A 21,662-nucleotide genomic window follows, 5' to 3' on the forward strand; every position below is an offset into this window, starting at 1 on the left:
GAATTCATTGACCTCAGCGGCTGATGCCCTGACTGTCAACCCCTATTCGAGGTTATTGGTGTAATGACATAGCCCCTTTGGTCAGGGCCTTAGCCAAGAATGGTTTTCAAGAGCGTACCGAGCCTTTTTCAATGCTCACCACAGCCAGCGCTCTTCTGATTGCCGTGCGCTTGAACGTGTTGACTTGCAAGTCGCTGGGCAACGTGGGAACTGCCTTGCACAGAGGCTCGGGGAGGCTCTGGCGGGCCTATAACCAGTGGGCGAGGGGTCGGCTTTGGCAGTGGCCTGCACGATTATCGCGCGCCGGAAAGCACGCTTCTGGAAAGCTGGCTTTTGAGAAGTCGCAAATAAGCAGCCCTACTCCAGGGCTCTCTGGCCAGTCAGATGGCGACCGATAATCAGGGTGTGGATATCGTGCGTGCCCTCATAGGTGTCCACGGTTTCGAGGTTCAGCATGTGCCGAATCACCGGGTATTCGGTGGTGATGCCGTTGCCGCCGTGTAGCTCGCGGGCCAGGCGGGCACCCTGCAAGGCCACGCGCACATTGTTGCGTTTGGCATAGCTGACCTGGGCGTGATTCATCTGCCCACTGTCTTTTAGGGTTCCCAGGCGCCAGGCCAGCAGCAGCCCCAGCGAGTGATCGGTGGCCATCCGCGCCAACTTGTCCTGCACCAGCTGACGCGCGGCCAGGGGTCTTCCAAAGGTCGTGCGGGTGCTGGCGTAGTCCAGGGTGGCCTGAAGGACCGCTTCTAGCGCACCCATTGCCCCCCAGGCAATGCCAAAGCGCGCCGAGGACAGGCACGACAGCGGCGCCCCAAGCCCCCTGGCGCCAGGCAGACGATTAGCTGCCGGAATGCGGCAATCTTGCAACACCAGTTCGCCGGTTACGCTGGCGCGCAGGCTGTATTTACGCTCAATCCTGGGGGCGCTCAGGCCGTGGGCGTCCGTGGGCACCAGAAACCCACCCACCGTGCCAGCCTCATCCCTGGCCCAGACCACTGCCACGTCCGCCACAGGGCTGTTAGTGATCCACATCTTGCTGCCGTTCAGAACATAGCTGTCCCCGTCGCGCTGAGCGCGGGTACGCATGGCGCCGGGGTCACTGCCGCCGTCGGGTTCGGTCAGGCCAAAGCAGCCGATCAGGTCGCCGCTGGCCAGGCCCGGCAGCCAGCGCCAGCGCTGGTCCTCGGAACCGTAGGCGAGGATGGGCAGCATCACCAGACTGCCCTGCACGCTGGCCGCCGAACGCAGGCCACTGTCCACCCGCTCCAGTTCGTACATCATGGCGCCGTAAGCGCTGTAGGACACGCCCGCGCCGCCGTAGGTTTCCGGCGTGGTGGGCCCAAGCAGCCCCAAGGCCCCGAACCGGCGCATCACGTCCCGCACGGGCAGGTCGCCGGCATCCCACCAGGACGCGACCTCGGGCAGCAGTTCGGCGTCGCAAAAGGCGCGCACGCTCTGGCGTACCAGGCGCTCTTCCGGGGTCAGGAGGGCATGCACCGCGAATTCATCAAGCATGTCTCCTCATATCAGATTGTCCAGAATCAGGCATCACGCAGAGCGACCCCAGCAGCGAATCACAGAGAAAACGACTGGGGACCAAGGGTTTCATCGCGGGGACAAGAGAGCGGCCTAACTGGTCCTGTTGCTAGACAGCCTCTGGCTCAACCAATGTCCGGCAAATGTCCGGTCCAAGCTGTATGACTACTCTAAATTAACAAAGATGAAAAGTTTCCTAAAGATTCTGGCACTACTTATCACGCTTGCTTCAACCAGCGCTGGAGCAATGTCGGGTGAAATGGGCACCGAGGCCGACCAATCCAGCCACAAGCTCAACCCAGCGTGCGGAGCAGGCGAGGCCACCCAGCCACCCAAAATTAACCCAGACAAAGGTACCCCGGTCGCCGGGCAGCCCTAAAGCTGTTGTATAAAGAAAAACGCCCTGCCATTATCGCCGCAGCCTAGTCAGTCAGGCTGCGGCGAACGCTTTACGGCACGCCCCAAACCACACGACTGATAAATTCAGGGTATGTCGTCTGGCCCAGCCGTGCCCTTGCCACCCCAGCAGGCCGCCCCATGGCCTACCGTACAAACCTTGTGTGACTTGGAAGCAACTGTGCAGTACGAGCAGCAGTGGCTCGCGCAGGGTAGAACGGTGGACGCGCTTCTGAGTCGTTACCGGACCGAAGAGTCTGCGGTGGGGCTGCTGCGCGGAACAATTTTTGCCATGCATCAGGAGCTCTACGCCGAGGCGCACGAACTGCTGCGCGCAGCCTTTCTTAAAAGCACCACGCCGCAAGAACGGCTGATGGTGAATATCTATAGCACGTCTCTTCAACTTCATTTGTCGCTAGAAAACATGAATGGGCAACGCACTTATCCAGGCGACGGCCTAGAACTGCTACTGACCGGCGTTCGGGAATTACAGTGCCTGCCTGATAAAGATGTCTTTGCCCTGGAAGTTGAGTACCGCGCGTTGTGGATGATTGTTCACTTGCAAAATAGGAATGGCACATACAGTGAGAGTCTGCCTCTGATTAGTCAGATGCGGCATATCGCATTTCTGATGGAACATAAGGAGTTTCAGCACCGCGCTGACAGTTTGCGGGCCTGGGCCCTCACCAATGCTGGAGAACTCCATGCCGCCCTGACCCTCCGAAAAGAGCTGGACAGCCGGGGGCCTGAGACGTCCGTGACCATGAACGCCCTGGATGTGGCGCTGCTGCTGTCCAATCTGGGCAACCTGGACCAGGCGCTCGAGGCTTTGCGCACTGCCGCAGACCTACCCAATGCCGAGCAGTGGATTTTGCTGATTCAGTCTATCTTCGGAGTTCAAAATCTCGACACTCCTCACCTGCCCTTCACGGGCCGCTTCACGGGGTATCAGTGGATGGCCGATGCCCTGCAGGTGCTAGCCGCTCTCTACGCCCTGGAGCCTCTGCGTTCGCGCACTCCGGAAAAGCAGCGGCTGGCCAATCAAATCACGGAGCAACTCAAGGTCGACCTGCGCGGCTTCAGCGACGACGACCGCTGTTTTGCCATGTGGCTGCTCAGCACTGCACACCTAAACACCCAGAACTACGGCCTGGCCCGTCAGAGCCTAAGCGGCCTGCCTTCCCTCCACGCCGAGCAACTCCTAACCCGCACCCTGCTGGCGGCGGCCCGTCTGGAGCTGGCATTGCAGCCAGGCTTTTACGAGGTAGAGACGATTGTTCGTACGGAACAGGACCTGCGCTCCATTTTTAGCGCGGCGGAGCGGCTCACGTACGCCTCACCCGAGAGACTCGCCAGCGCAGTGCAGCGGTGGCACCCTGTAGCGGCCACTTATCTGGCCGTCATGCCCGACCCTATTCCTGCTTTTCACGCCAGTGCCCAGGCCATCATTCAGATACGCTCGGCGTGCAGCGCTTACAGCCTCACACTGCCGCCACTATACGTTGCCGAAACTGTTCTCAATGTCTTTGGCTATGATGTCAATGCCGAACTGAATGCAGCCATGCGCCGCCAGCGCAACGCACTACAGGGCAGCGCTGGCGAAGCGCGGATGTGGCTGCGTATTGTGCCTGCCGCGCAACTCACATATGGCCTGCTGAAAGCGGCGGAGGAACACGGCTCTGCCGAACACCGCGCTGCTGCTGAGCGCACGGCGGCCTCTTATGGCCTGCTGCCCAGTCTGCGAAGCGAGTTCGCGGAGTTTGAACTTGACCGCCTGACGCAAGCTTTTCACCGCTGGCTGCGGGGCCAGACCACACACACAGGTTTCTTAAAAGACAATCTGCTGAACGAATAACGTTAGAGCAGGACCAAGCCGCGTCCCTCCGGGTACCAGAAAACACGGCGAAGACGGAGGTGGATGGCACTCTTGCGTCAGCACCATCCGATCTGCACTGCGGAGCGGACTTACCTGTAAATGGCGTTGAGGGCCTGGACGTCGTACGAACTCAGCCCGCGCCGCTGACCGATATCCCCGGCACTGCCGACGGAATTGGAAGGCTGCGGGGTCTTGGGTTGAAAGTTGGCGGTGGCTGGGCCGTAATGCATGACCGAGCTAAAGTCATAAGGAGTAAAGGTCTTGTATTCCGAGGCGCACTGCGGCATGTAGTTGTCGCCCGCAAGATTAACGTTCAAAAACCGCGCACGGTCACAGCGCTGATGTTCATGAATCATGCCAGCGGCGTGGGCCATCTCGTGGTGAATGACGCCGCGCTCAAGAGCTGTACCAAAGATGTTTGGACTGTACCGAACAGGCTGGTCCGTTTTCTGGCTCTGCCGCCCCACATAGGAGTCCCCGCGCACGCTGGGGTCGCTGTAAATGTATGTTTTGAAAGTCACGCGGTTAACTGCCGAGGGACTGAGCACGTACTTAAGGGTACTGACGCTCTGGTTCCAGGCATAAACCGCATTGTTGATAGCCGCTCTCTGCGCCGAAGTCACTGAACTGTCGTAGCTGTAGGGAACCGTTCGGTTGGGCCAACGCCTCTCGTTCACTTTCTCTTTCCAGCAAATGATGAAGTAAAAGCTGCACAAAGATGGCGTGATACCGGCGCCCAGCGGAGAGAGCGAAGCCCCGTCCGGCTGCTCCACTGGATTGGTCGAGGGTGCGCCGGGATCCACAACAAAACGGCCCTCGTAGGCCCCCACCTGATAAGAGGAAATCAGGTCTCCAACACTGCCAGAAGGGCCAATCAGTTCGTCCTCGTTGGCTATAGCGTATTCATCGCGGTTCTGGTAATCCAACACTTCACCCGTGGTCAGGGTGACAGAGACATAAGGCTCGGTCTCCAGCCGCTCTTCCTCTTCTGGGGTAAGCATGTAGGCCGACGAATCACCCGCCGCTTGGACCTTGAGTTGCTGACGCACTTTTTGCCGCAGGTCAATGGTAAAGGGGGCTTGACGCGCCTCGGGAAGCGCCGCCGTCACTTCGTTTGAGGTGCCGCAACTGGACAGCAGCAGACCAAGACCAATAACACAGGACATTCTTTTGAACATGGGGACTCCTGGGAACGAATGGACATTGAAGAGCGGCGCTGACAGCCGCACTCAAGAGGAGGCGCCCTATACGAGTCCGCCTGGAACGCCAACAACTCTGGAAAACACCGAGGTGCATACGCCTAGAGAGACGCCCCTCTCGTGCGGTGCTGTGCAAGTCCGCCCGGACTGAACCGTTGTTGCTTAGGGCGGGCCCGGAGTCCATATGACGTCTTGGGTCAAACGGTCCTCAGCCCAGAAGGACTGAGGAAAGCCGCAACGCGCATCCAGGCAACGTGGTGAAAACTTGTCAGAGAATGGGCGGGCTGACGGCCTGACAGAACCTTTTGACAGGTCTTCTCGGCAACTGCGACCAGCTCAACCCGGCCTGCGAGACGTACATAGCGCCGACGTCTTAAGCAGTTTTAGAACGTTTTGCGGTACAGCTCGGCATGGAACAGCTCACGGCTGTAGTACAGGCTAGACATGATGCGGGTGGCGTTGACTTCCACACCGGCGCGGACGCCTGCGACCAGGCTGCCGCGCGAGCCAGGCGCGGCGCCTGCGTTGTAGGCCAGGTTGGTGTAGGCTCTGCCATTCGCCCCGAAGCCCACCAGACCATAGAAATACAGGTTGGCTTTGCTGTTCACAGAGGCGTTGGCCGTCACGTTGGCTGACCAGGAGGTTGCTGGCGCGGGGGCAGACGCAGACACAGAGTTCAAGGAGGTCCAGCCGCTGCCACGAGTGAATTTGGCGCCCAGGGTGCCATTCACGCTGCCGCTGCTGTTCACCGTGACCTGCGCGTCAATGGTGCCGTCTACGCGCAGCACAACGTCGTATTGGGGCGTCACGACAATCGGCACCCAGCCAATCCAGAACGTGCGCGTGGGCAGCAACACGCTGGCCAGTACGATGTCTTTCTGAGCTGACCACTTGCCGGTGGCCCTGACATTTCCGTTGGCCGTGAGAGCGCCGTCCAGACGTGCCTCGAAACCACTAATACCCCAGGACCAACTGACGTTCAATGTGGCGTTCGCATTGATGTTGGCGCAGCCGTCGGCGGTGGCGCGAGCGCCATAAGCGTCGATAATCGTCTTGTTGAAGCACAACTCTTTGCTGAACAGGTGGTACGTGTTTTGGGGCCGCAGGCTACCCAAGCTGAGTTGATTGACAGGCTCGGCCTTGCCAGTCTTGGGGGTCAGGTCGTCCTGCACGTAGCGGGCCTTGGTACGCAGGGTATTGAGGTCGTCTGCGGCCTGATAATCCGTGCCCCGCAGGTCAATGGTGGCCGGGTCATATAGCACCACCGCCTGTTCATTGGTGGGAGTCGCCTTCAGCTCATACCGACCAGGCTCGACGTTGGCGTTGGTGAGCGCTTCTTCCAGAGTAGCGGGCGTCGTGGAGACCGTAACCCCTCCCTTGCCATTGCTTTGAACAGACGACACCGTTCCCAGAACTCCGTACGGCGCTTCAGCAGTGGGGGCGCTCACCACAATATCGCCTTCCTGAAGCTGAGACGGGTCCTCAACGCCATTGGGCTGCGTAGCCTGGGCACGCAAGGCCTGTGGGTCAACCCGTTCAAAGGTCAGGGTGCCGTTTGGCTGCCGGGCTATCATGGCAGCAGCAGCAGGGGCTGTCAGCACGCGAGTCTTGCCTGTCGCAGCGGCGGGAGCAGTGGTGTGAGGCTGGCCGCAGGCGGCGATGAGTGTGCTAAGAACGGCAGAGACGGCAACAATCTTCTTCATGAACTCTCCAGGCCGCACCAGGTCTTCTCTTCTGAGAAGGATGGGGGCGGTATGAAGAGGATGGAGGCACTAAGCTGAGGTCACACAGACATCCGCCGAATGTCCGGTACACGAGTACCGGCAACAAACACAGTCATGAACCTGCTAATTCAATCGAATTTGTCAAATTCTGGATGGCGGCCTGAATTCGCTTGGGCACAGGCCATCCGATACCCTATGGCTCAGAGTCTTTCCCCTGCCAGCTGCCATGTCTTCCCTTCGCTACTTGCTGGGCGCTCTGGCCCAGGCTTGCTCTGGGCCTTTGCACTTGAGCGGCATGGCTTGGGCCGATTAGACTGTCTGGCTGGCCCAGGCGGGAAGTGCCCTGGCGCCCCGGCGGCGCCGACAGGCTCACGCTGCCGGACGCACCTGTGCCGCGCTGACGCTACGTCGGGCTTTTGCTGTGCAGGCAGTTGGTTAGGCGCTTCCTAGATACTCGTTCCCAGTACCGCTTTCTCGTCCCTACAAGCCCCGCAGGAAGTGCAGCAGGGCGGCCCGCTCGCTGGCCTGCAGGGCACCGAACCGTTCACGGGCGCGCTCGGCCTCGCCGCCGTGCCAGGTCACCGCTTCGGCCAGGGTGCTGGCGCGGCCGTCATGCAGGAAGCGGCCCCCGCTCGCCTCAACCAGTCCCGCACCCCAGAGGGACGGCGTGCGCCATTCGCCCGACTGGGCGCCTTTTTCGGCAGCGCCGTCATCCAGCGCCGGCCCCAGGTCATGCAGCAGCAGGTCGGTGTAGGGGTAAAAGGTCTGGTGCGACAGGGCGGCAAAGCGGGAACTGACGCCTGTGGTCAGGGTCGGCCGGTGGCACGATGAACATCCCACCTGTTCGAAAAGCGCCGCCCCGGCGTTGAAGGTGGCGGGGTCGCCCATGCGCCGCTCAGGGACGGCCAGCACTGTCAGGAAGTCATTGATGGCCTCCAGCGCCGCGTCAGAGACCTCAGGCTGACCGCCACTGATAGCCTCTGCACACACCGCCTGCCGCACCGTGCAGTTCTCCGCAGGGTGCAAAGAGGTCGTCAGGCCCATGTCCTGATGCAGAGCGGCGGCGCTCTGGCTGCGCAGGCTGGCCTGAATGGCCTTCCAGCCAAAGCGGCCCAGCTTGACCTGCCCCTCTTCCGTGACCCAGTGCGGACGGCCCGAGATGCCGTCTCCGTCCCGGTCCTCTTCATCGGCCCAGGCCAGCAGGTCGGCCTCGGGCACCCGGTCCAGCAGCCCCATGCCCAGCAGCTGCGGCGAGAGGCGCGCGCTGGCGCGGACGCCACCCAGCGGTTCGCCACTCACCTGAACCTGGTAGTTCAGGCGCCCATCTGGCTGGCGGGTCCAGGTCACCTGGCCCTCGGGGTCACCCGTGGTCGCTGCCGTCTGCAACTGCTCGCCGTAGACCGGGTGAGGCTCGCCCTGGGCATCTCCCAGCCGGAACAGGACGGCGGGCAGGGTCCGGCCTCCAGCGCCCAGCGCCTCGGCCCGTCCGGTGGACTGGTGACAGCCGCTGCAGGCGCCCATTAAAAACTGCGGTCCCAGGCCGTCAAGCAGCGCGCGTGGCCCCGGCGCCGGTTGCCACTGCGCCACGAACAGTTCGCGGCCCTGCGAGACCCCGGCCCACTCGCTGGGGTCAATGGCCGGAGCAAATTGCAGGAAGGGGCGACTGGCGTCCAGGGTGACGGTGGCGCTGCCGCCTGCCGGCGTCCAGCTGATGGGCAGCGGCGTGACGGGCGTGGGCGCCGGCCCTGGGCGGTCAGGCGCTGCGCAGGCTGTCATCACCAGCAGCACACCCGCCCAGACCGCGCGCCTCACGGTAGGGTCAGCGGCAGGGGCGTGTTGTACATCCAGGTGTTGGCGGTGGTGGCCCCGCCGCCCAGCGAGCCTTCAAAGCTCCAGCCCCACGCAAACAGGCCCCCGTCCTGCCGGCGGCCCACCTGATGCAGCGCGCCCACCGCCAGGTCGGCCATGTTCTTCAGGTTGGGCAGCTTGTCGCTGGGTTCGTCCAGGTCGGCGTATACCGCCCCGGTGCCGGCCATGTCGCCGTACATTCCCCAGTCGCGCAGGCTGCCGTCGGCCAGGCGCAGGTAACTGGTGTTGCCGTTGGCGTAGACGTTGACAGCCCGCAGGGTCTCGGTGCTGGGCAATAGGCGCGGCGACAGCACGTTGCCCGGCCAGGCCTCGGGCTTGCCCTTGAACTTCACGCCGTTGAACCCCACCTGGCTGTTGGCGTTGAGGCCCCAGACATAGACCTTGCCCTCGCTCGTCAGGGCCAGCACATGGTCGCGGCCAGCGGCGATTTCGGTGACGACCACGCCGGCAGGCAGCGGCACCAGCAGCGGACTGGCCTGCACCGCCGCCGCGCTGCTGACACTCCCCTGCCCCAGGTTGGCGTACTGGTTGCGGCCCCAGCCCCAGACTTGGCCCTTGTCATCCAGGGCGTAGGAGGATGCAGAGCTCGCCAGCACCTGCACCACGCGGCCGGGCCGGGCGTCGCCCCACACGACCAGCTCGGGGGTGGCGCGCGCCGCGCTGCCGCCGTCTCCCAGTTAGCCGCTACTGTTTAGGCCGAAAGCCCAGACGCCACCGTCCTCGGCCAGGACCAGCGTGTGACTGTAGCCCGCCGATACCTGCGCGGCGGCCGGCAAACCCGCCACCTTGCCAATGTCCAGGCGGCAGTTGTTGGTGCCGGCGCCGCAATTGGCGCGGCCCTGCGTTCCGCGTCCCAGTTGCCCATTCGTGTCGTCGCCCCAGCTGTAGAGCGCGCCGCCTTCGGCAATCGCCAGCGACTGGTTCTGGTTAAAGGCCAGCGCCACGAAGGGGGCCGGCGCCGTGATGGCGGTGGGGCTGACCGGGTGATCGGCCGAGGCCGCCAGCGTGGTCGTCTTGCCCAGCCCAGTCTGGCCGAAGTTGTTGCGGCCCCAGGTGTACAGCGCGCCGCCCTTCAGCGCCCCCGAGTGAGACCCGGCGGCCGCCACGCTGCGCCCCAGGGCAATCTCGGCCTGAGCGGCGGCTGTCTCGCCCTGATTATCGGTGGCGGTCAGGGTGATGGTGTTCGTGCCAGCCTTCAGCGGCACGGTGACGGTATATGCAGTGCCGTTCAGGGTGGCGGCGTGGCTCTTGCCGTTCACCTGGGCCGTGACGCTTTGAAGGCTTCCGTCGCTGTCCGACGCCTGGCCCGTCAGGGTCACCTGCGTGCGCTGCACGGTGGCCGCCGGGGCAGTCAGGCTCAGGGTGGGCGGGGTGTTGACGACGGTACCGCAGGCGCTCAGGGCCAGCGTGAGGGCAGCAAAGGTGGGGAGAAAAGGGCGCATAGAAACTCCTGGCTGGCCGCTCGGTGGCCAGTCCTTGAAAGGTAGTGATTGAGGTGACTGAACAGAAGGGAGGCAGGGTCTGATATGGATTCCGTCTGGTTCGTTGATACAGGGGAAGATCGCCACTGTGTCAACTCCACGCCCGGAACCCGTTTGTCTCCTCCCCTCTCTGCTCGGATTCAGTCGTTTTTGTCAACGGTTGAACCGGCGTCCATCTGAAGTCTGCTCCGCCTAAAGGAGAGAAAGGGGGCGGCTTAGGGCGACAAAGCCGCCCCTTTGCGCTTGCGGGCCAGTTCGCGCTCCTTGATGGTTTCGGCGGCAAAGAAAGACCCGATCACGGCGGCCACCGACAGCACCTGTAGCAGCACACCTTCCCAGGTGGCGTGCAGACCCAGCCACAGCCCCGCCCAGCCAGGAAAGGCAATGGGCAGGGGATGCACGGGCAGCCAGCCCACCAGTTGCAGCGTGTGAACTGTGTTGCCGACCATCACGCCCAGGACGGCGCAAATCAGCATGCCGGTCCAGACCAGCAGCTTTTTCATGGGCAGTCGCGCCTGCCACCTAAAGACCAGGGCGCCGACGCCCAGCACCGCCCCTAGCCCCAGCGCTGTGCCTGACAGCACCGCCCCCGGCCCGGCCTGCAGTACCAGCGACTGCAGGAACAGCACGGTCTCGAAGCCCTCACGGTAGATAGAGGTAAAGCCCAGCACCGCCAGGCCCCACCACTGGGCGCGCAGCGCGGGGCCGCCGTGCGTCAGTTCGTGTTTGTGCTTCTGAAAACTGGCCATACGGTCCGTCCAGTACACCTGATGGAAAAACCAGTTCATGATGAGCAGCAGCACGGCGATGGCCACAAGACTGACCACTGCTTCCAGCTTCTCGCCGTAGCGCCCCAGCAGCGACAGAGTGCGCTGCATGACCAGCCAGGTGGCGACGGTGGCCACCCCGGCCCCCGCTGCGCCCAGCCACATGGGACGGCGCAGCCGCACCAGATGCCCTTTGCGCAGGCTGCCCATCAGGGCCGCCAGAATCAGCACCGCTTCCAGGCCTTCGCGAAAGACGATGATGCCCGCGTTCGTGGCGATAGAGGCGGGCGCCACCTCGGTCCCCAGAATCCGGGCGACCTGAGCCAGCGTGCGCTGCAACTCGGCGCGCGTGGCCCGGAAGTCGCCCTCCGCGGCCCGGTCCCGGATCAGGGCCGCCAGCCCTCTGGGCTTGGTGCCGTTCCAGAGCAGGCTTTCCAGCTCGACCTTCAGGTCGGGGTTAAAGACGGCGATACGGGCCTCTGTGCCGCTTTCCAGCAGCGAGTAGGCGTCCAGGCGGGCAGTTTCGGCCGCTGCCCAATCGCCGGCCTGGGCCGCCGCGACCACCGCGTCCAGCTGGGTGCGCACCACATCCAGGTCGGCCCCCGCGTTCGTCTTCTGCCACTCGGCGGGCACGGCGGCCCTGGCCTGGGTCGTCAGCGCGCCCACCTGCCTCTCCAGGTCACTAGGCGCCAGCACCACCTTGGCCATCTGCGGCGCCGAGAGGGCCGCCGAGAGGGCCGTCAGCCCCGCGCCCAGGTCACGGCTCTGCGCCTGGTCAGGCAGCAGCGGCGCGAGGTCGGCAAAGGCAGTCACCGCGCCGGCTAGGAAGGTGCGGGCCTCGTTGACCTCGACCTCCTGCGTCACCAGCGCCCGGCCAGCGTCAACCTTGACGCCGCGCCCGTATTCCACCGGCACCAGCGACAAGAAGCGCAGCAACTGGGCCGAACGGGCGTTGCGCTCGCGTTCGCTCAGGGGCGCGGCGCGGAACCCTTCCAGCAGGGCCTGCACCTGCGGCAGCGTGGCAGGCAACCCGTTCAGGGCGGCCTGGAGCCGCCCGGTCTGCGCTGCGCCGCGCTGCTCGGTATGGGCCGGGGCCAGCAGGGCGAAATAACCGCTGGCCAGGCTTTTTTGCTCGGCCGCCAGGGTGCGGAAGCCGAGGGCCTGGGACCGCCCCAGTTCCCGCAGGGCGTCGTTCAGGCGCGACTGGTAGCCGTCCAGCACATCGGCGCGCACGGCCTTTAAGGCGTCGGCAGGCGAAAGCTGACCGCGCCCCAGGGCTTCTACCGCCTCAGTTGCGTCGGCGCCCAGCCGGGTCAGGCTGCTGGCCACCCGGAATTCGCGCACGGCCAGCCAGTCGCGGGCCTCATCGGCACTGCCGGCCTGCACACTGGCTTCCAGCTGGCGGTGGGCGCCGGCCAGCAGGGCCGTCCACGCCTGCGCTCTGGCCTGGGCCAGGGCCGGTTCATTCCCGGCCAGGGCGGCGCGCTCGGCGCGGGTCAGGGCCGCTTCGACAGGGGCGGCGCCGGGCGTCAGGGCCGGGCGCAGCACCGCAAAGGCGCCCCGCGCCTCGCGCACCAGACCGGCGGCGGCGGCGCGGTCAAAGCCCACTTCCAGCCCTGCCTCGGCCAGCCGGGCGCGCACCGTCTCGGCGGGGGTCGCCAGGTCAGTGGCGCCGGCCAGACCCAGCAGGAACAGGGGCAATAGCCAGGTGCGGTTCACTGAAGTTTGACCCCAACCAGCGCCGCCGCCTGCGTGATGCGGCCCGTGATGGCCGTCGCGCGGTTCTGGGCCTCACGCTGAAGCTGCTCGGCCTGCTCGGGGGTGTAGCGGCGGGTTTTTTCGCGGGCCACCAGCTTGTCCACCAGGGCGGCGAGGTCATTCAGGCCCGTCAGAATCTGGCCATCCAGCGCGGCGCTCTTGGCCTTCACGTCGGGGCTCAGGCCACGGTACATGGCCTGCCACGACGACACGTTGCCGCGCAGGTCACTCAGGCGCGAAATGACCACGAAGTCCTGGCGCTGACTGCGGGCGCCCAGCACAAAGGGGCTGGACTTCCAGTCTTCAAAAAACACCGGCCCGACGGTGGGCACGTTGCCGACCAGTGCGCCAAACACGTCCTCGCGGGTGGGGGTCCAGGCCGCCGCGGCCTTTTGCAGGCGCCCACTTTCGCTGTTCAGGAGGTTGGCTGCGGCTTTCAGGACGTTCGCGTCGGGCAGCAGGTCGCCAAAGTCGGCCTTGCCGTTCCCGTTCACGTCGGCCTTCACGCCGCTGCTGAAGGTGGGCACGGTGCCCCACAGCGCGCCCTCGTTGACCCCGAAGAGGTTGCCGGGCTTTTGCAGCACCTTGCCGCTGGGCAGTTTGAGGTCAAAGGGCACGGCGTCCTCGCCCTCACTGGTGCCGGCGTCCAGAATCACGTCGAACTCGCCCAGAACGTCCACGCCCGCCACGATGCCTTCAATGTCCTCGTAGGCGGGGCTGGCTTTCTGCCAGGCGGCGCGGGCGGCTTGCAGGGCGGCGCGGGCCTGTGTATTTCCGGTCAGCGTCTTGTAATTGAAGTTGGCGGCCTTGGCCAGCGCGTAGTAGCGGTCGGCGGCCTGGCTGAGGGCCTGGGTCCCGGCTAGCTGCGTCCCAATCTTGCCGCTGAGGTAGGTCTTGACGCCGCTGAGGTCGGCCGCCGCCGCTGTGGTGCCCAGAGCAAGGGCGAGGCTTAATGCCAGTTTCATAAGGTAAACTTAGTTAAACCGAGCGATTAAGTCAACATTAAGACACTGAGGGGGCCTGGTCTCAGGCTGCTCAGGGCCCTGCTGGGCCGGTCTTCTACGAATCGGCGCCCTCCCGAAAAGATTCGATATCGAACTTCTCAGGCTAGATCCAAACTTGACTATTCCAGTCGGGTTTGTCAGATTCCAGCAGGCCGTTCCTGTCCTTCCGGAACTCTGGCCCCTGGTGCCCTATGGCTCATAGTCCCTGCGTCCTCTCCCTGCCAGACGTCACGTCTTCCCTTCACCTGTTGCTGGGCCGCCTCTCCCGCTTCACCGACGCGCCGCTGCAGCTGGCCGGCATGGAGGTGGCCGGGCAGAGGGTCTGGACCGTCCATAGTGGTGACCTTCCGGGCACCGGATTGGTCGCTGTGCCCGCCCAGACGCCGCCCTTACCGCCCCTGCCCCCCCATGCCCACGCCCGCCGGCGCCAGGAACAGGCCGCTGGCCGCACCTGCGCCGCCGTGGCCTTGCGGCGCGCTGGCTGGACCGGCTCTCTGTCGCTGGGCAGGGGACCGGGCGGCGCCCCCACCTGGCCCCCAGGCTTCAGCGGGTCGCTGGCTCACAGCGGCGCGCTGGCGCTGGCGGTAACTGGCCCCAACACGCTGGCCCTAGGGCTGGACCTGGAAGAGCGCTCGCCGCTGCTGTCCGGGCCGGCTCTGCTGCGCCATGTGCTGCGAGAAAGTGCCTTCAAGGCCGCGTTTCCCACCGCACAGATGCCGTTTGACCCGGCGGCCTTCGCCGTCACCGTCCTGACCCCAGACCGGGCCGAGCTGACCCTGACCCGCACCCTGGCCCCCGGCTGGACGCGCGGCCAGCGCCTGCAGGCGGTCTGGGCGCAGACGACCGGGCACCTGGCCGCCCTGACCTGCCAGCCTCTTCACCCTCTTTTTCAGGACCCTGTGTCTCAGGAGTTGCCATGAGTCTGCCCTTTCCCCTGCCCGCCCCTCACCGCCCTGCCGGGTCGCTGGCTCCGTTTGTCTGGTATTCACCCACCACCTCGTTAGAAGCCCAGGACCTCTGGAACCTGGCATGTCCGGCGGGGCTGCCTCTGGGCGACCAGGGCCGCTTTCTGCTGCGGGCCGCCGGGCAAAGCGGCGCGCGCGGGGCGGCGCTGGTGGGCGCCATTCCCTTTGACCCGCTGGAGGCCGCGACCTTACGGATGGCGCCGCAGCCGCGCTGGGGCCTGCCCCGGCCCCCGGCCCCCCTGACCCCGGCCCCCCTGGCCGCCGTGCGCGGCCTGACCTCGGTGCCCAGCGGTGCTGACTACGAGGCGCTGGTGGCGCGGGCGGTCGCCGCCCTGCAGACGGGCCTGCTGGACAAGGTGGTGCTGGGCCGGGTGCTGCACCTGGACCTGGCCGGGCCGCTGGCGCTGGCGCCGCTGGTCGCGCAGCTGGCCGGGCAGAACCCGGCGGGCTACACCTTTGCGCTGGAACTGGCGCCTGACCGGCATCTGCTGGGGGCCAGCCCCGAACTGCTGGTGAGCAAACGCGGCCCCACGCTGCGGCTGCGGCCGATGGCCGGCACACGCCCGCGCCTGGCCGACCCGGACGCCGACGCGGCCCAGGCCGCCAACTTGCAGGCGTCGGGCAAGGACCTGGCCGAGCACGCGCTGATGGTGGACGCCATCCGCGCTACCCTGGCGCCGCTGTGCCGCCGCCTGGAGGTGCCGGCGGCGCCGCAGGTCATCTCGGCGGGCACCCTCTGGCACCTGGCCACACCCATCGTGGCGGAGCTGGAAGACCCGGCCTGCACGGTGCTGGACGTGGTCGAGCGGCTGCACCCTACCCCGGCTGTGTGCGGGGTGCCGCAGGGGGCCGCACACGACTTTATCGGGACCCACGAGCCGGGGAACCGGGGGCTCTTTGCCGGCGCGGTGGGCTGGTGCGACGCCCAGGGCGACGGCGAGTGGGCCGTGACCATCCGCTGCGCCGAGGTGACGCCGCAGCAGGTGCGGCTGTTTGCTGGGGCGGGCGTGGTGGCGGCCTCGGACCCGGCGAGCGAGCGGGCCGAGACCGCGGCCAAATTCCGCACCATGCTGGGCGCCCTGGGCGTGCAGTCGGGCGAAGAGCTGGGGGCGCTGTGACGGCGGCCCCGGACTTCACCCCCTGGCCCGCCGAGGTTGCCCAGCTGTACCGCGACCTGGGCTACTGGCAGGGCGAGCCGTTTGGCGCCTGGCTGCGGGGTTTGGCGGCGCAGTACGGCCGCCGCACGGCCCTGGTCTACGGGGAACAGGAGGTGTCCTACCGCGACCTGGACGCCCGCGCCGACCAGCAGGCGGCCCATTTTGCCGCGCAGGGGCTGGGGCAGGGCGACCGCGTGGTGGTGCAGCTGCCCAATACGCCCGAGTTCTTTGACGTGCTGTTTGGCCTGACCCGGCTGGGGGCGCAGCCCATTCTGGCGCTGCCGGCCCACCGCCAGAGCGAGATTGGCTATTTCTGCACCCACGCCGAGGCCGCCGCCTACATCGTTGCAGACCGCCACGCGGGCTTTGATTACCGCCCGCTGGCGCGCGCCGTTCAGGCCCAGGCTCCCAGTTTGCGGCAGGTCTTCGTGCTGGGCGAGCCGGACGAATTTGTGCCCCTGACGCCGCCGGACGACCTGGCACCGTTCTCTGCACCGGCGGTGTCGGCGTCGGACCTGGCCCTTTTTCAGCTGTCGGGCGGCAGCACCGGCACCCCCAAACTGATTGGGCGCACGCACGACGATTACCTGTACAGCGTGCGGGCCAGCGCCGAGATCTGCGGCCTGTCCCCCGAGACGGTTTACCTGGCCGCGCTGCCACTGGCACACAACTTCCCGCTGTCCTCGCCGGGCACGCTGGGGGTGCTGCACGCGGGCGGCCAGGTGGTCATCGCGCCGCAGCCCACGCCGGACGTGGCCTTTGACCTGATTCGGCGGCGCGGCGTCACCATGACGGCCCTGGTGCCGGCCCTGCTGCTGGTGTGGCTGCAAGCGGCGCGGCGGGACCGCTCGGCCCTGGGCTCGCTGGCGCGGGTGCAGGTGGGCGGCGCGCCCCTGAGTCCCGACGTGGCCCGTCAGGTGCCGGAGGTGCTGGGGGCCGAGGTGCAGCAGGTCTTCGGCATGGCCGAGGGGCTGGTTAATTACGTGCGCCCCGGCGCTGACCCTGACGCGGCCTATACCACGCAGGGCCGACCCATCAGTCCCCACGACGAGGTGCGGGTGGTGGACGACCAGGACAGAGACCTGCCCGACGGCACGCCAGGACACCTGCTGACGCGCGGGCCCTACACCATTCGCGGGTACTTCCGCGCGCCCGACCACAACGCGCGGGCCTTTACCCCGGACGGGTTTTACCGCACGGGCGACATCGTGACCCGCTGGCCCGACGGCGCCCTGACCGTCAGCGGCCGCCACAAGGATCAGGTGAACCGGGGCGGCGAGAAGATTGCCGCCGAGGAGATCGAATACGCCCTGCTGGGTCACCCGCAGGTGCAGAACGCCGCGCTGGTGGGCGTGCCCGACCCGCTGCTGGGCGAGCGCAGCTGCGCCTTTGTGCAGCCGGACGGCCCGGTGACGCCGGGGCTGACCCTGACCCTCAAACGGCACCTGCACAGCCTCGGCCTGGCCACCTACAAGATTCCTGACCGCATCGAATTCCTGCCCGAGTTGCCCCGCACGGCCTTCGGCAAGATTGACAAACCCGCCCTGCGCGCACTGGCCCAGGCCCGGCTGGTCTGAGACGGATGCTGTCTGTAACGCCAACAACTCGGCAAAGCGCCGAGGTGCGAACGCCACGCCCGTCAGCCCATTTGTGTTCCTTCTGTGCTGCGCCGCTCTGTGAGGCCCTCCGGCCGGATTTCACCGTTTTCGCAAACGATTCAATTGGCGCCGGTCTGAACTGACAGTGCTGGCCTCCGGTTCGCCTTTTCCTCCTCTCCCCAGTTCTCAAGGAGCCCCATGATTCCCCGCCTTGCTGCTTACCCCATGCCCGACCCCGCCACCTTTCCCACCAGCTCCGTGAGCTGGACCCCCCAGGCCGGGCGCAGCGTGCTGCTCGTTCACGACCTCCAGTCCTACTTCCTGAACTTCTATGACGTGACCCAGCCGCCGGTGCCGGTCCTGCTGGCGCACGTGCAGGCGCTTCTGGACCGCTGCCGGGCGCTGGGCATTCCAGTGGTATACACCGCGCAGCCCGGCGACCAGAACCCCGCTGACCGCGCCCTCCTGACCGATCTCTGGGGGACAGGCCTGAAAGATGACCCCGCCCAGACCCAGGTGGACCCGGCGGTGGCGCCGCAACCGGGCGACACGGTGCTGGCGAAGTGGCGCTACAGCGCTTTCAAGCGCACCCCGCTGCAGGACCTGATGGCCGACTGGGGCCGCGACCAGCTGCTGATCTGCGGCATCTACGCCAACATCGGCTGCCTGATGACGGCCGCCGAAGCCTTTATGCTCGACATCCAGCCGTTTCTGGTGGGAGACGCGCTGGCCGACTTCAGTGAGGCCGAACACCGCCAGGCGCTGGCCTACGGCGCGGCGCGCTGCGCGCAGGTCACCAGCACGGCGCAGGTGCTGGGTGCCCTGACGGCGGTCGTCCAACCCGCCGCCCAGACCGATCACTGGACCCCAGCCGCCGTGCGCGCCGCTGTGGCCGCGCAGCTGGAAGTCACGCCGGATGAGTTGCACGAGGACGACGACCTGCTGCTGTTGGGCCTGGATTCCATCCGCCTGATGATGCTGGTGGAGGGCTGGCAGGCGGCGGGCGGACAGATTGCCTACGCCGATGTGGCCGCCGAGCCCACTCTGCGCGCCATCACAGAGCGCCTGTGCGCGCCCGAGCTGGTATGAGCGCGCCCGCTGCAGAGGTCCTGGGCCTGACCCAGGCGCAGCGGGGGCAGTGGGAGGAGCAGCAGGCCGACCCCGGCAGCGTGCTGTCCAACACCGCCGAGGCGCTGGAATTTCATGGGCCGCTGGACCTGGCCCGGTTTGAGGCGGCCGTGCGCCGTACGCTGGCCGAGGTGCCGGCCCTGCATGCCCGCTTTGAAATGCAGGGACAGGAGGTATGCCAGGTGCTCGGCGAGGTGCCTCCCCGTCCCTTGCCTGTGCTTGATCTGCGGGATCAACCGGACGCCGAAGAGAGGGCCAGGCAGGAAGCCGGGCAGCTGCTGGACACCCCTTTTGACCTGGGGGCCGGCGAGCTGTACCGCCACGCCCTTCTCCGGCTGGGGCCGGACCACGCACGCTGGGTGCTGGTGACGCACCACATCGCCCTGGACGGCTACGGGCTGTCGCTGTGCCTGCAGCGGGTGGCCGCCCAGTACCGCGCGAACGGCGCGGCCCTGCCTGCCGCCTTTGACCCGCTGGCCCCCGTGGTGGCCGAGGACGCCGCCTACCAGGCGTCTGCTGCCAGGGACGCCGACGGCGCGGCCCTGCAGGCCCTGTACGCCGATATTCCACACGAACCCGCGCCGCTGCTGGAGCTGGGGCTGCGCCGGGGCCACCGCACGGAACAGACCCTGCCGCCCGCCCTGGTGCGCGCCCTGGGCACCCAGGCCCGCGCGCTGGGAACGGCCTGGCCGACCCTGCTGTTCGCCCTGAGCGCCGCGTTCTGGCACCGGCACACCGGCGAAACGCGCCCCGTGCTGGCCCTCCCCGTCATGGGCCGCCTGGGCAGTGTATCGGCGCGGGTGCCGTGCATGGTCATGAATCTGGCGCCGCTGCGCCTGGACCTGAGCCCGCACCTGAGCCTGGCCGCGCTGACCCGGCAGGCCCACGCCGCCCTGAGCGCCCTGCGGCCCCACGGCCGCTACCGCTACGAGCACCTCTGGGCCGACCTGAACGGCCACCGCCTGTTTGGCCCCGAGGTCAACGTGATTCCCTTTCAGGCGCCGCTGGATTTTGGGCCGGACCTGAAGGTCGAGGTGCGCAACCTCGCCTCGGGCCCAGTAGAAGACCTGGCGCTGGGCTTTACCGGCTGGGGGGACCACCTCCACCTGCATCTGGACGGCCACCCGGCGCTATACACCCCTGAAGAGGTCGCCCGGCTGGGGCAGGAGTTCGTGGCCGCGCTGGAACGGGGCGTGCAGCATCCCGAGACCCCGGTGGGCGAGTTATGGCCGCCCGAGCTGGTGGGCGCATGACCGCCACACAGTTTGACCTGCCGGGCCGCGTGGCCCTGGTCACGGGCGCGGCCCAGGGCATCGGCGCGGCGGTGGCGCAGGCGCTGGCGGCCCAGGGGGTCACCGTGATGGCCACTGACCTCCAGCCGGTCGCGCCGGGGGCCGACTTACACCCGGCCGTGCTGGACGTGACCGATCCGGCCGCCGTGGAGCGGGTGGTGGCCGCCACCGAGGAGAACCTGGGGCCGATTGACTATCTAGTCAACGTGGCGGGCATCCTCCGCCTGGGGCCACTGACCGTCCTGAGCACCGAAGACTGGACCCAGACGCTGGCCGTGAACACCACCGGGCCCTTCCTCCTGGCGCGGGCGGTAGGCGCGCGGATGCAGGCGCGGCGGCGCGGGGCCATCGTGACGGTCGGGTCCAACGCCGCGCACCTCGCCCGCACGGGCATGGGCGCCTACGCAGCCTCCAAGGCCGCCACCACCCACCTGATGCGCTGCCTGGGCCTGGAACTGGCGCCCTACGGCGTGCGCTGCAACGTGGTTTCGCCGGGCTCTACCGACACCGCTATGCAGCGGCAACTGTGGACCGACGACACCGGACCCGCGCGGGTCATTGCGGGCGACCCGGCCTCATTCCGGCCCGGTATTCCGCTGGGGCGCCTGGCCCAACCCGAGGACATCGCGCAGACTGTGCTGTTCCTGCTGTCAGAGGGCGCGCGGCACGTCACCATGGGCCACCTGACCGTGGATGGGGGGGCGACCCTTGGCCACTAACCGATTCACGCCGGTCGTGACGCCCCAGGCGCTGCACGACCTGGTGCCGCAAACCCCGCAGGCCGCCCGAACGGTGAAGGCGGCGCGCGGGCGCATTCAGGCCATCCTGCGCGGGCAGGACGACCGCCTCCTGATGCTGGTGGGGCCCTGCAGCATTCACAGCGAAGCCGAGGCCCTGCTGTACGCCCAGCGCCTGGCCGAGACGCGGCGGCGCTGGGGAGGCGAACTGGAACTGGTCATGCGGGTCTACGTGGAAAAACCGCGCACGACCCTGGGCTGGCGCGGCTTTCTGCTGGACCCTGAGTTGGACGGCCGCCTTGACCTGAATGCGGGGCTGCGGCGCACCCGCACCTTGATGCGCGCGGTTAATGAATTGGGCGTGCCGGTGGCCACCGAGGTGCTGGATCCCAACACGCCCCCGTACCTGGCCGACCAGCTGGCCTGGGCCTGTATCGGCGCGCGCACGGTCGAAAGCCAGATTCACCGCATGGTGGCGAGCGGGCTGCCGTGCCCGGTGGGCTTCAAGAACGGCACGAGCGGCTCGGTGAAGGTGGCGGCCGACGCGGTCGTGACGGCCCAGGCCGAACATGCCTGGTGGACGGCCAGCCCGGACGGCGCCCCTGGCCTGCACCTGACCCCTGGCAACCCGGACGGCCATGTGGTGCTGCGGGGCGGCTGGGACGGTCCCAATGCCGACCCCGCGTCGGTGCGGCGGGCCGCCGCGCAGCTGAGCGCCGCCCGCCTGAACCCGGCGCTGGTGGTGGACTGCTCGCACGCCAACAGCGGCTCAGACCACACCCGGCAGGGCGCGGTGGCCCGGAGCGTGCTGGCGCACCTGGCTCCTGGCGGCCCCATGCGCGGCCTGATGCTGGAAAGCCAGCTACATGGCGGGCGTCAGCCCTTTCCAGCCTCCGGTCAGGCCCCGCTGTTCGGGGTCAGTGTGACCGACGCCTGCCTGAGCTGGGATGACACCCAGGACGTGCTGGCCGAAGCCGCTGCCACGGTGCGGGCGCTGCGCTGCGCCCCTGAGTTTGACTGGCGGGAACCGGTGGCCTGACCGGACACGGCTGTTGCCGATAACGATAGGCAAAGGCCCGCTCTTTTCCGCAGATTTACACGTTCGCCCCAGAGCTCCTGAGAAAAGGGTTCAGAACCTCTGAGGTTTTGCTGTGGCAACAGGCTTTTGGGTT

At 66.8% G+C, this 21,662-nt stretch carries 16 protein-coding genes; 8 read left to right on the forward strand and 8 right to left on the reverse strand.

The window, feature by feature from the left end:
• Window positions 1-357: 357 nt before the first annotated feature.
• Window positions 358-1,518, reverse strand: coding sequence for an acyl-CoA dehydrogenase family protein (locus K7W42_RS04525; protein ID WP_224572659.1), 1,161 nt, complete (start codon window positions 1,516-1,518; stop codon window positions 358-360).
• 709 nt (window positions 1,519-2,227) lie between these two features.
• On the opposite strand from K7W42_RS04525, the gene K7W42_RS04530 reads away from it, so the two are divergent.
• A complete protein-coding gene (locus K7W42_RS04530; RefSeq protein WP_224572661.1) occupies window positions 2,228-3,790 on the forward strand; it encodes a hypothetical protein in 1,563 nt (520 codons plus the stop codon).
• A gap of 110 nt (window positions 3,791-3,900) precedes the next feature.
• On the opposite strand, the gene K7W42_RS04535 is transcribed toward K7W42_RS04530, so the two are convergent.
• The 7 genes from K7W42_RS04535 to K7W42_RS04565 form a co-directional block, all read right to left on the reverse strand.
• Window positions 3,901-4,989 (reverse strand): M12 family metallopeptidase, encoded by a 1,089-nt coding sequence (locus K7W42_RS04535; RefSeq protein ID WP_224572663.1) that lies wholly within the window; start codon window positions 4,987-4,989, stop codon window positions 3,901-3,903.
• A gap of 404 nt (window positions 4,990-5,393) precedes the next feature.
• Window positions 5,394-6,713, reverse strand: a complete 1,320-nt coding sequence (locus tag K7W42_RS04540; protein WP_224572665.1) for a hypothetical protein — start codon at window positions 6,711-6,713, stop codon at window positions 5,394-5,396.
• Window positions 6,714-7,214: 501 nt separating this feature from the next.
• A complete protein-coding gene (locus tag K7W42_RS04545; protein ID WP_224572667.1) occupies window positions 7,215-8,546 on the reverse strand; it encodes a di-heme oxidoredictase family protein in 1,332 nt (443 codons plus the stop codon).
• On the reverse strand, window positions 8,543-9,235 hold the full coding sequence (locus tag K7W42_RS04550; RefSeq protein WP_224572669.1) for an RCC1 domain-containing protein: 693 nt from the start codon (window positions 9,233-9,235) through the stop codon (window positions 8,543-8,545). Before K7W42_RS04550 ends, K7W42_RS04545 begins: the two co-directional genes overlap by 4 nt.
• A 45-nt stretch (window positions 9,236-9,280) precedes the next feature.
• Window positions 9,281-10,045: an Ig-like domain-containing protein gene (locus K7W42_RS04555; RefSeq protein WP_224572671.1), complete on the reverse strand. Its 765-nt coding sequence runs from the start codon at window positions 10,043-10,045 to the stop codon at window positions 9,281-9,283.
• A 254-nt stretch (window positions 10,046-10,299) separates the two neighbouring features.
• Window positions 10,300-12,570: an FTR1 family iron permease gene (locus tag K7W42_RS04560; RefSeq protein ID WP_224572673.1), complete on the reverse strand. Its 2,271-nt coding sequence runs from the start codon at window positions 12,568-12,570 to the stop codon at window positions 10,300-10,302.
• Window positions 12,567-13,574 (reverse strand): imelysin family protein, encoded by a 1,008-nt coding sequence (locus K7W42_RS04565; protein ID WP_224572675.1) that lies wholly within the window; start codon window positions 13,572-13,574, stop codon window positions 12,567-12,569. The genes K7W42_RS04560 and K7W42_RS04565 overlap by 4 nt, the downstream gene beginning before the upstream one ends.
• Window positions 13,575-13,861: 287 nt before the next feature.
• Between K7W42_RS04565 and K7W42_RS04570 the strand changes: the two genes are divergently transcribed.
• From K7W42_RS04570 to K7W42_RS04600, 7 genes are all read left to right on the forward strand, one after another.
• Window positions 13,862-14,533 carry a 4'-phosphopantetheinyl transferase family protein gene (locus K7W42_RS04570; protein ID WP_224572677.1) on the forward strand — a complete coding sequence of 224 codons (672 nt, stop codon included), beginning with the start codon at window positions 13,862-13,864 and terminating at the stop codon, window positions 14,531-14,533.
• Window positions 14,530-15,696: an isochorismate synthase gene (locus K7W42_RS04575; protein ID WP_224572679.1), complete on the forward strand. Its 1,167-nt coding sequence runs from the start codon at window positions 14,530-14,532 to the stop codon at window positions 15,694-15,696. The genes K7W42_RS04570 and K7W42_RS04575 overlap by 4 nt, the downstream gene beginning before the upstream one ends.
• Entirely contained in the window at window positions 15,693-17,312 is a 1,620-nt protein-coding gene (locus tag K7W42_RS04580; protein WP_224572681.1) for a (2,3-dihydroxybenzoyl)adenylate synthase, read from the forward strand. The genes K7W42_RS04575 and K7W42_RS04580 overlap by 4 nt, the downstream gene beginning before the upstream one ends.
• A gap of 219 nt (window positions 17,313-17,531) precedes the next feature.
• Entirely contained in the window at window positions 17,532-18,422 is an 891-nt protein-coding gene (locus K7W42_RS04585) for an isochorismatase family protein (protein ID WP_224572683.1), read from the forward strand.
• Window positions 18,419-19,714 carry a condensation domain-containing protein gene (locus tag K7W42_RS04590; protein WP_224572685.1) on the forward strand — a complete coding sequence of 432 codons (1,296 nt, stop codon included), beginning with the start codon at window positions 18,419-18,421 and terminating at the stop codon, window positions 19,712-19,714. Before K7W42_RS04585 ends, K7W42_RS04590 begins: the two co-directional genes overlap by 4 nt.
• Complete coding sequence (gene dhbA / locus K7W42_RS04595) at window positions 19,711-20,472, forward strand: 2,3-dihydro-2,3-dihydroxybenzoate dehydrogenase (protein WP_224572687.1); 762 nt, start codon at window positions 19,711-19,713, stop codon at window positions 20,470-20,472. The genes K7W42_RS04590 and dhbA overlap by 4 nt, the downstream gene beginning before the upstream one ends.
• The gene (locus tag K7W42_RS04600; RefSeq protein WP_224572689.1) at window positions 20,462-21,529 is read left to right on the forward strand and encodes a 3-deoxy-7-phosphoheptulonate synthase; all 1,068 of its coding nucleotides are present in this window, start codon (window positions 20,462-20,464) and stop codon (window positions 21,527-21,529) included. Before dhbA ends, K7W42_RS04600 begins: the two co-directional genes overlap by 11 nt.
• The last annotated feature ends 133 nt before the right edge of the window (window positions 21,530-21,662 follow it).

The sequence above is a fragment of the Deinococcus betulae genome (genome assembly GCF_020166395.1).
In the GTDB taxonomy this organism is placed as follows: domain Bacteria; phylum Deinococcota; class Deinococci; order Deinococcales; family Deinococcaceae; genus Deinococcus; species Deinococcus betulae.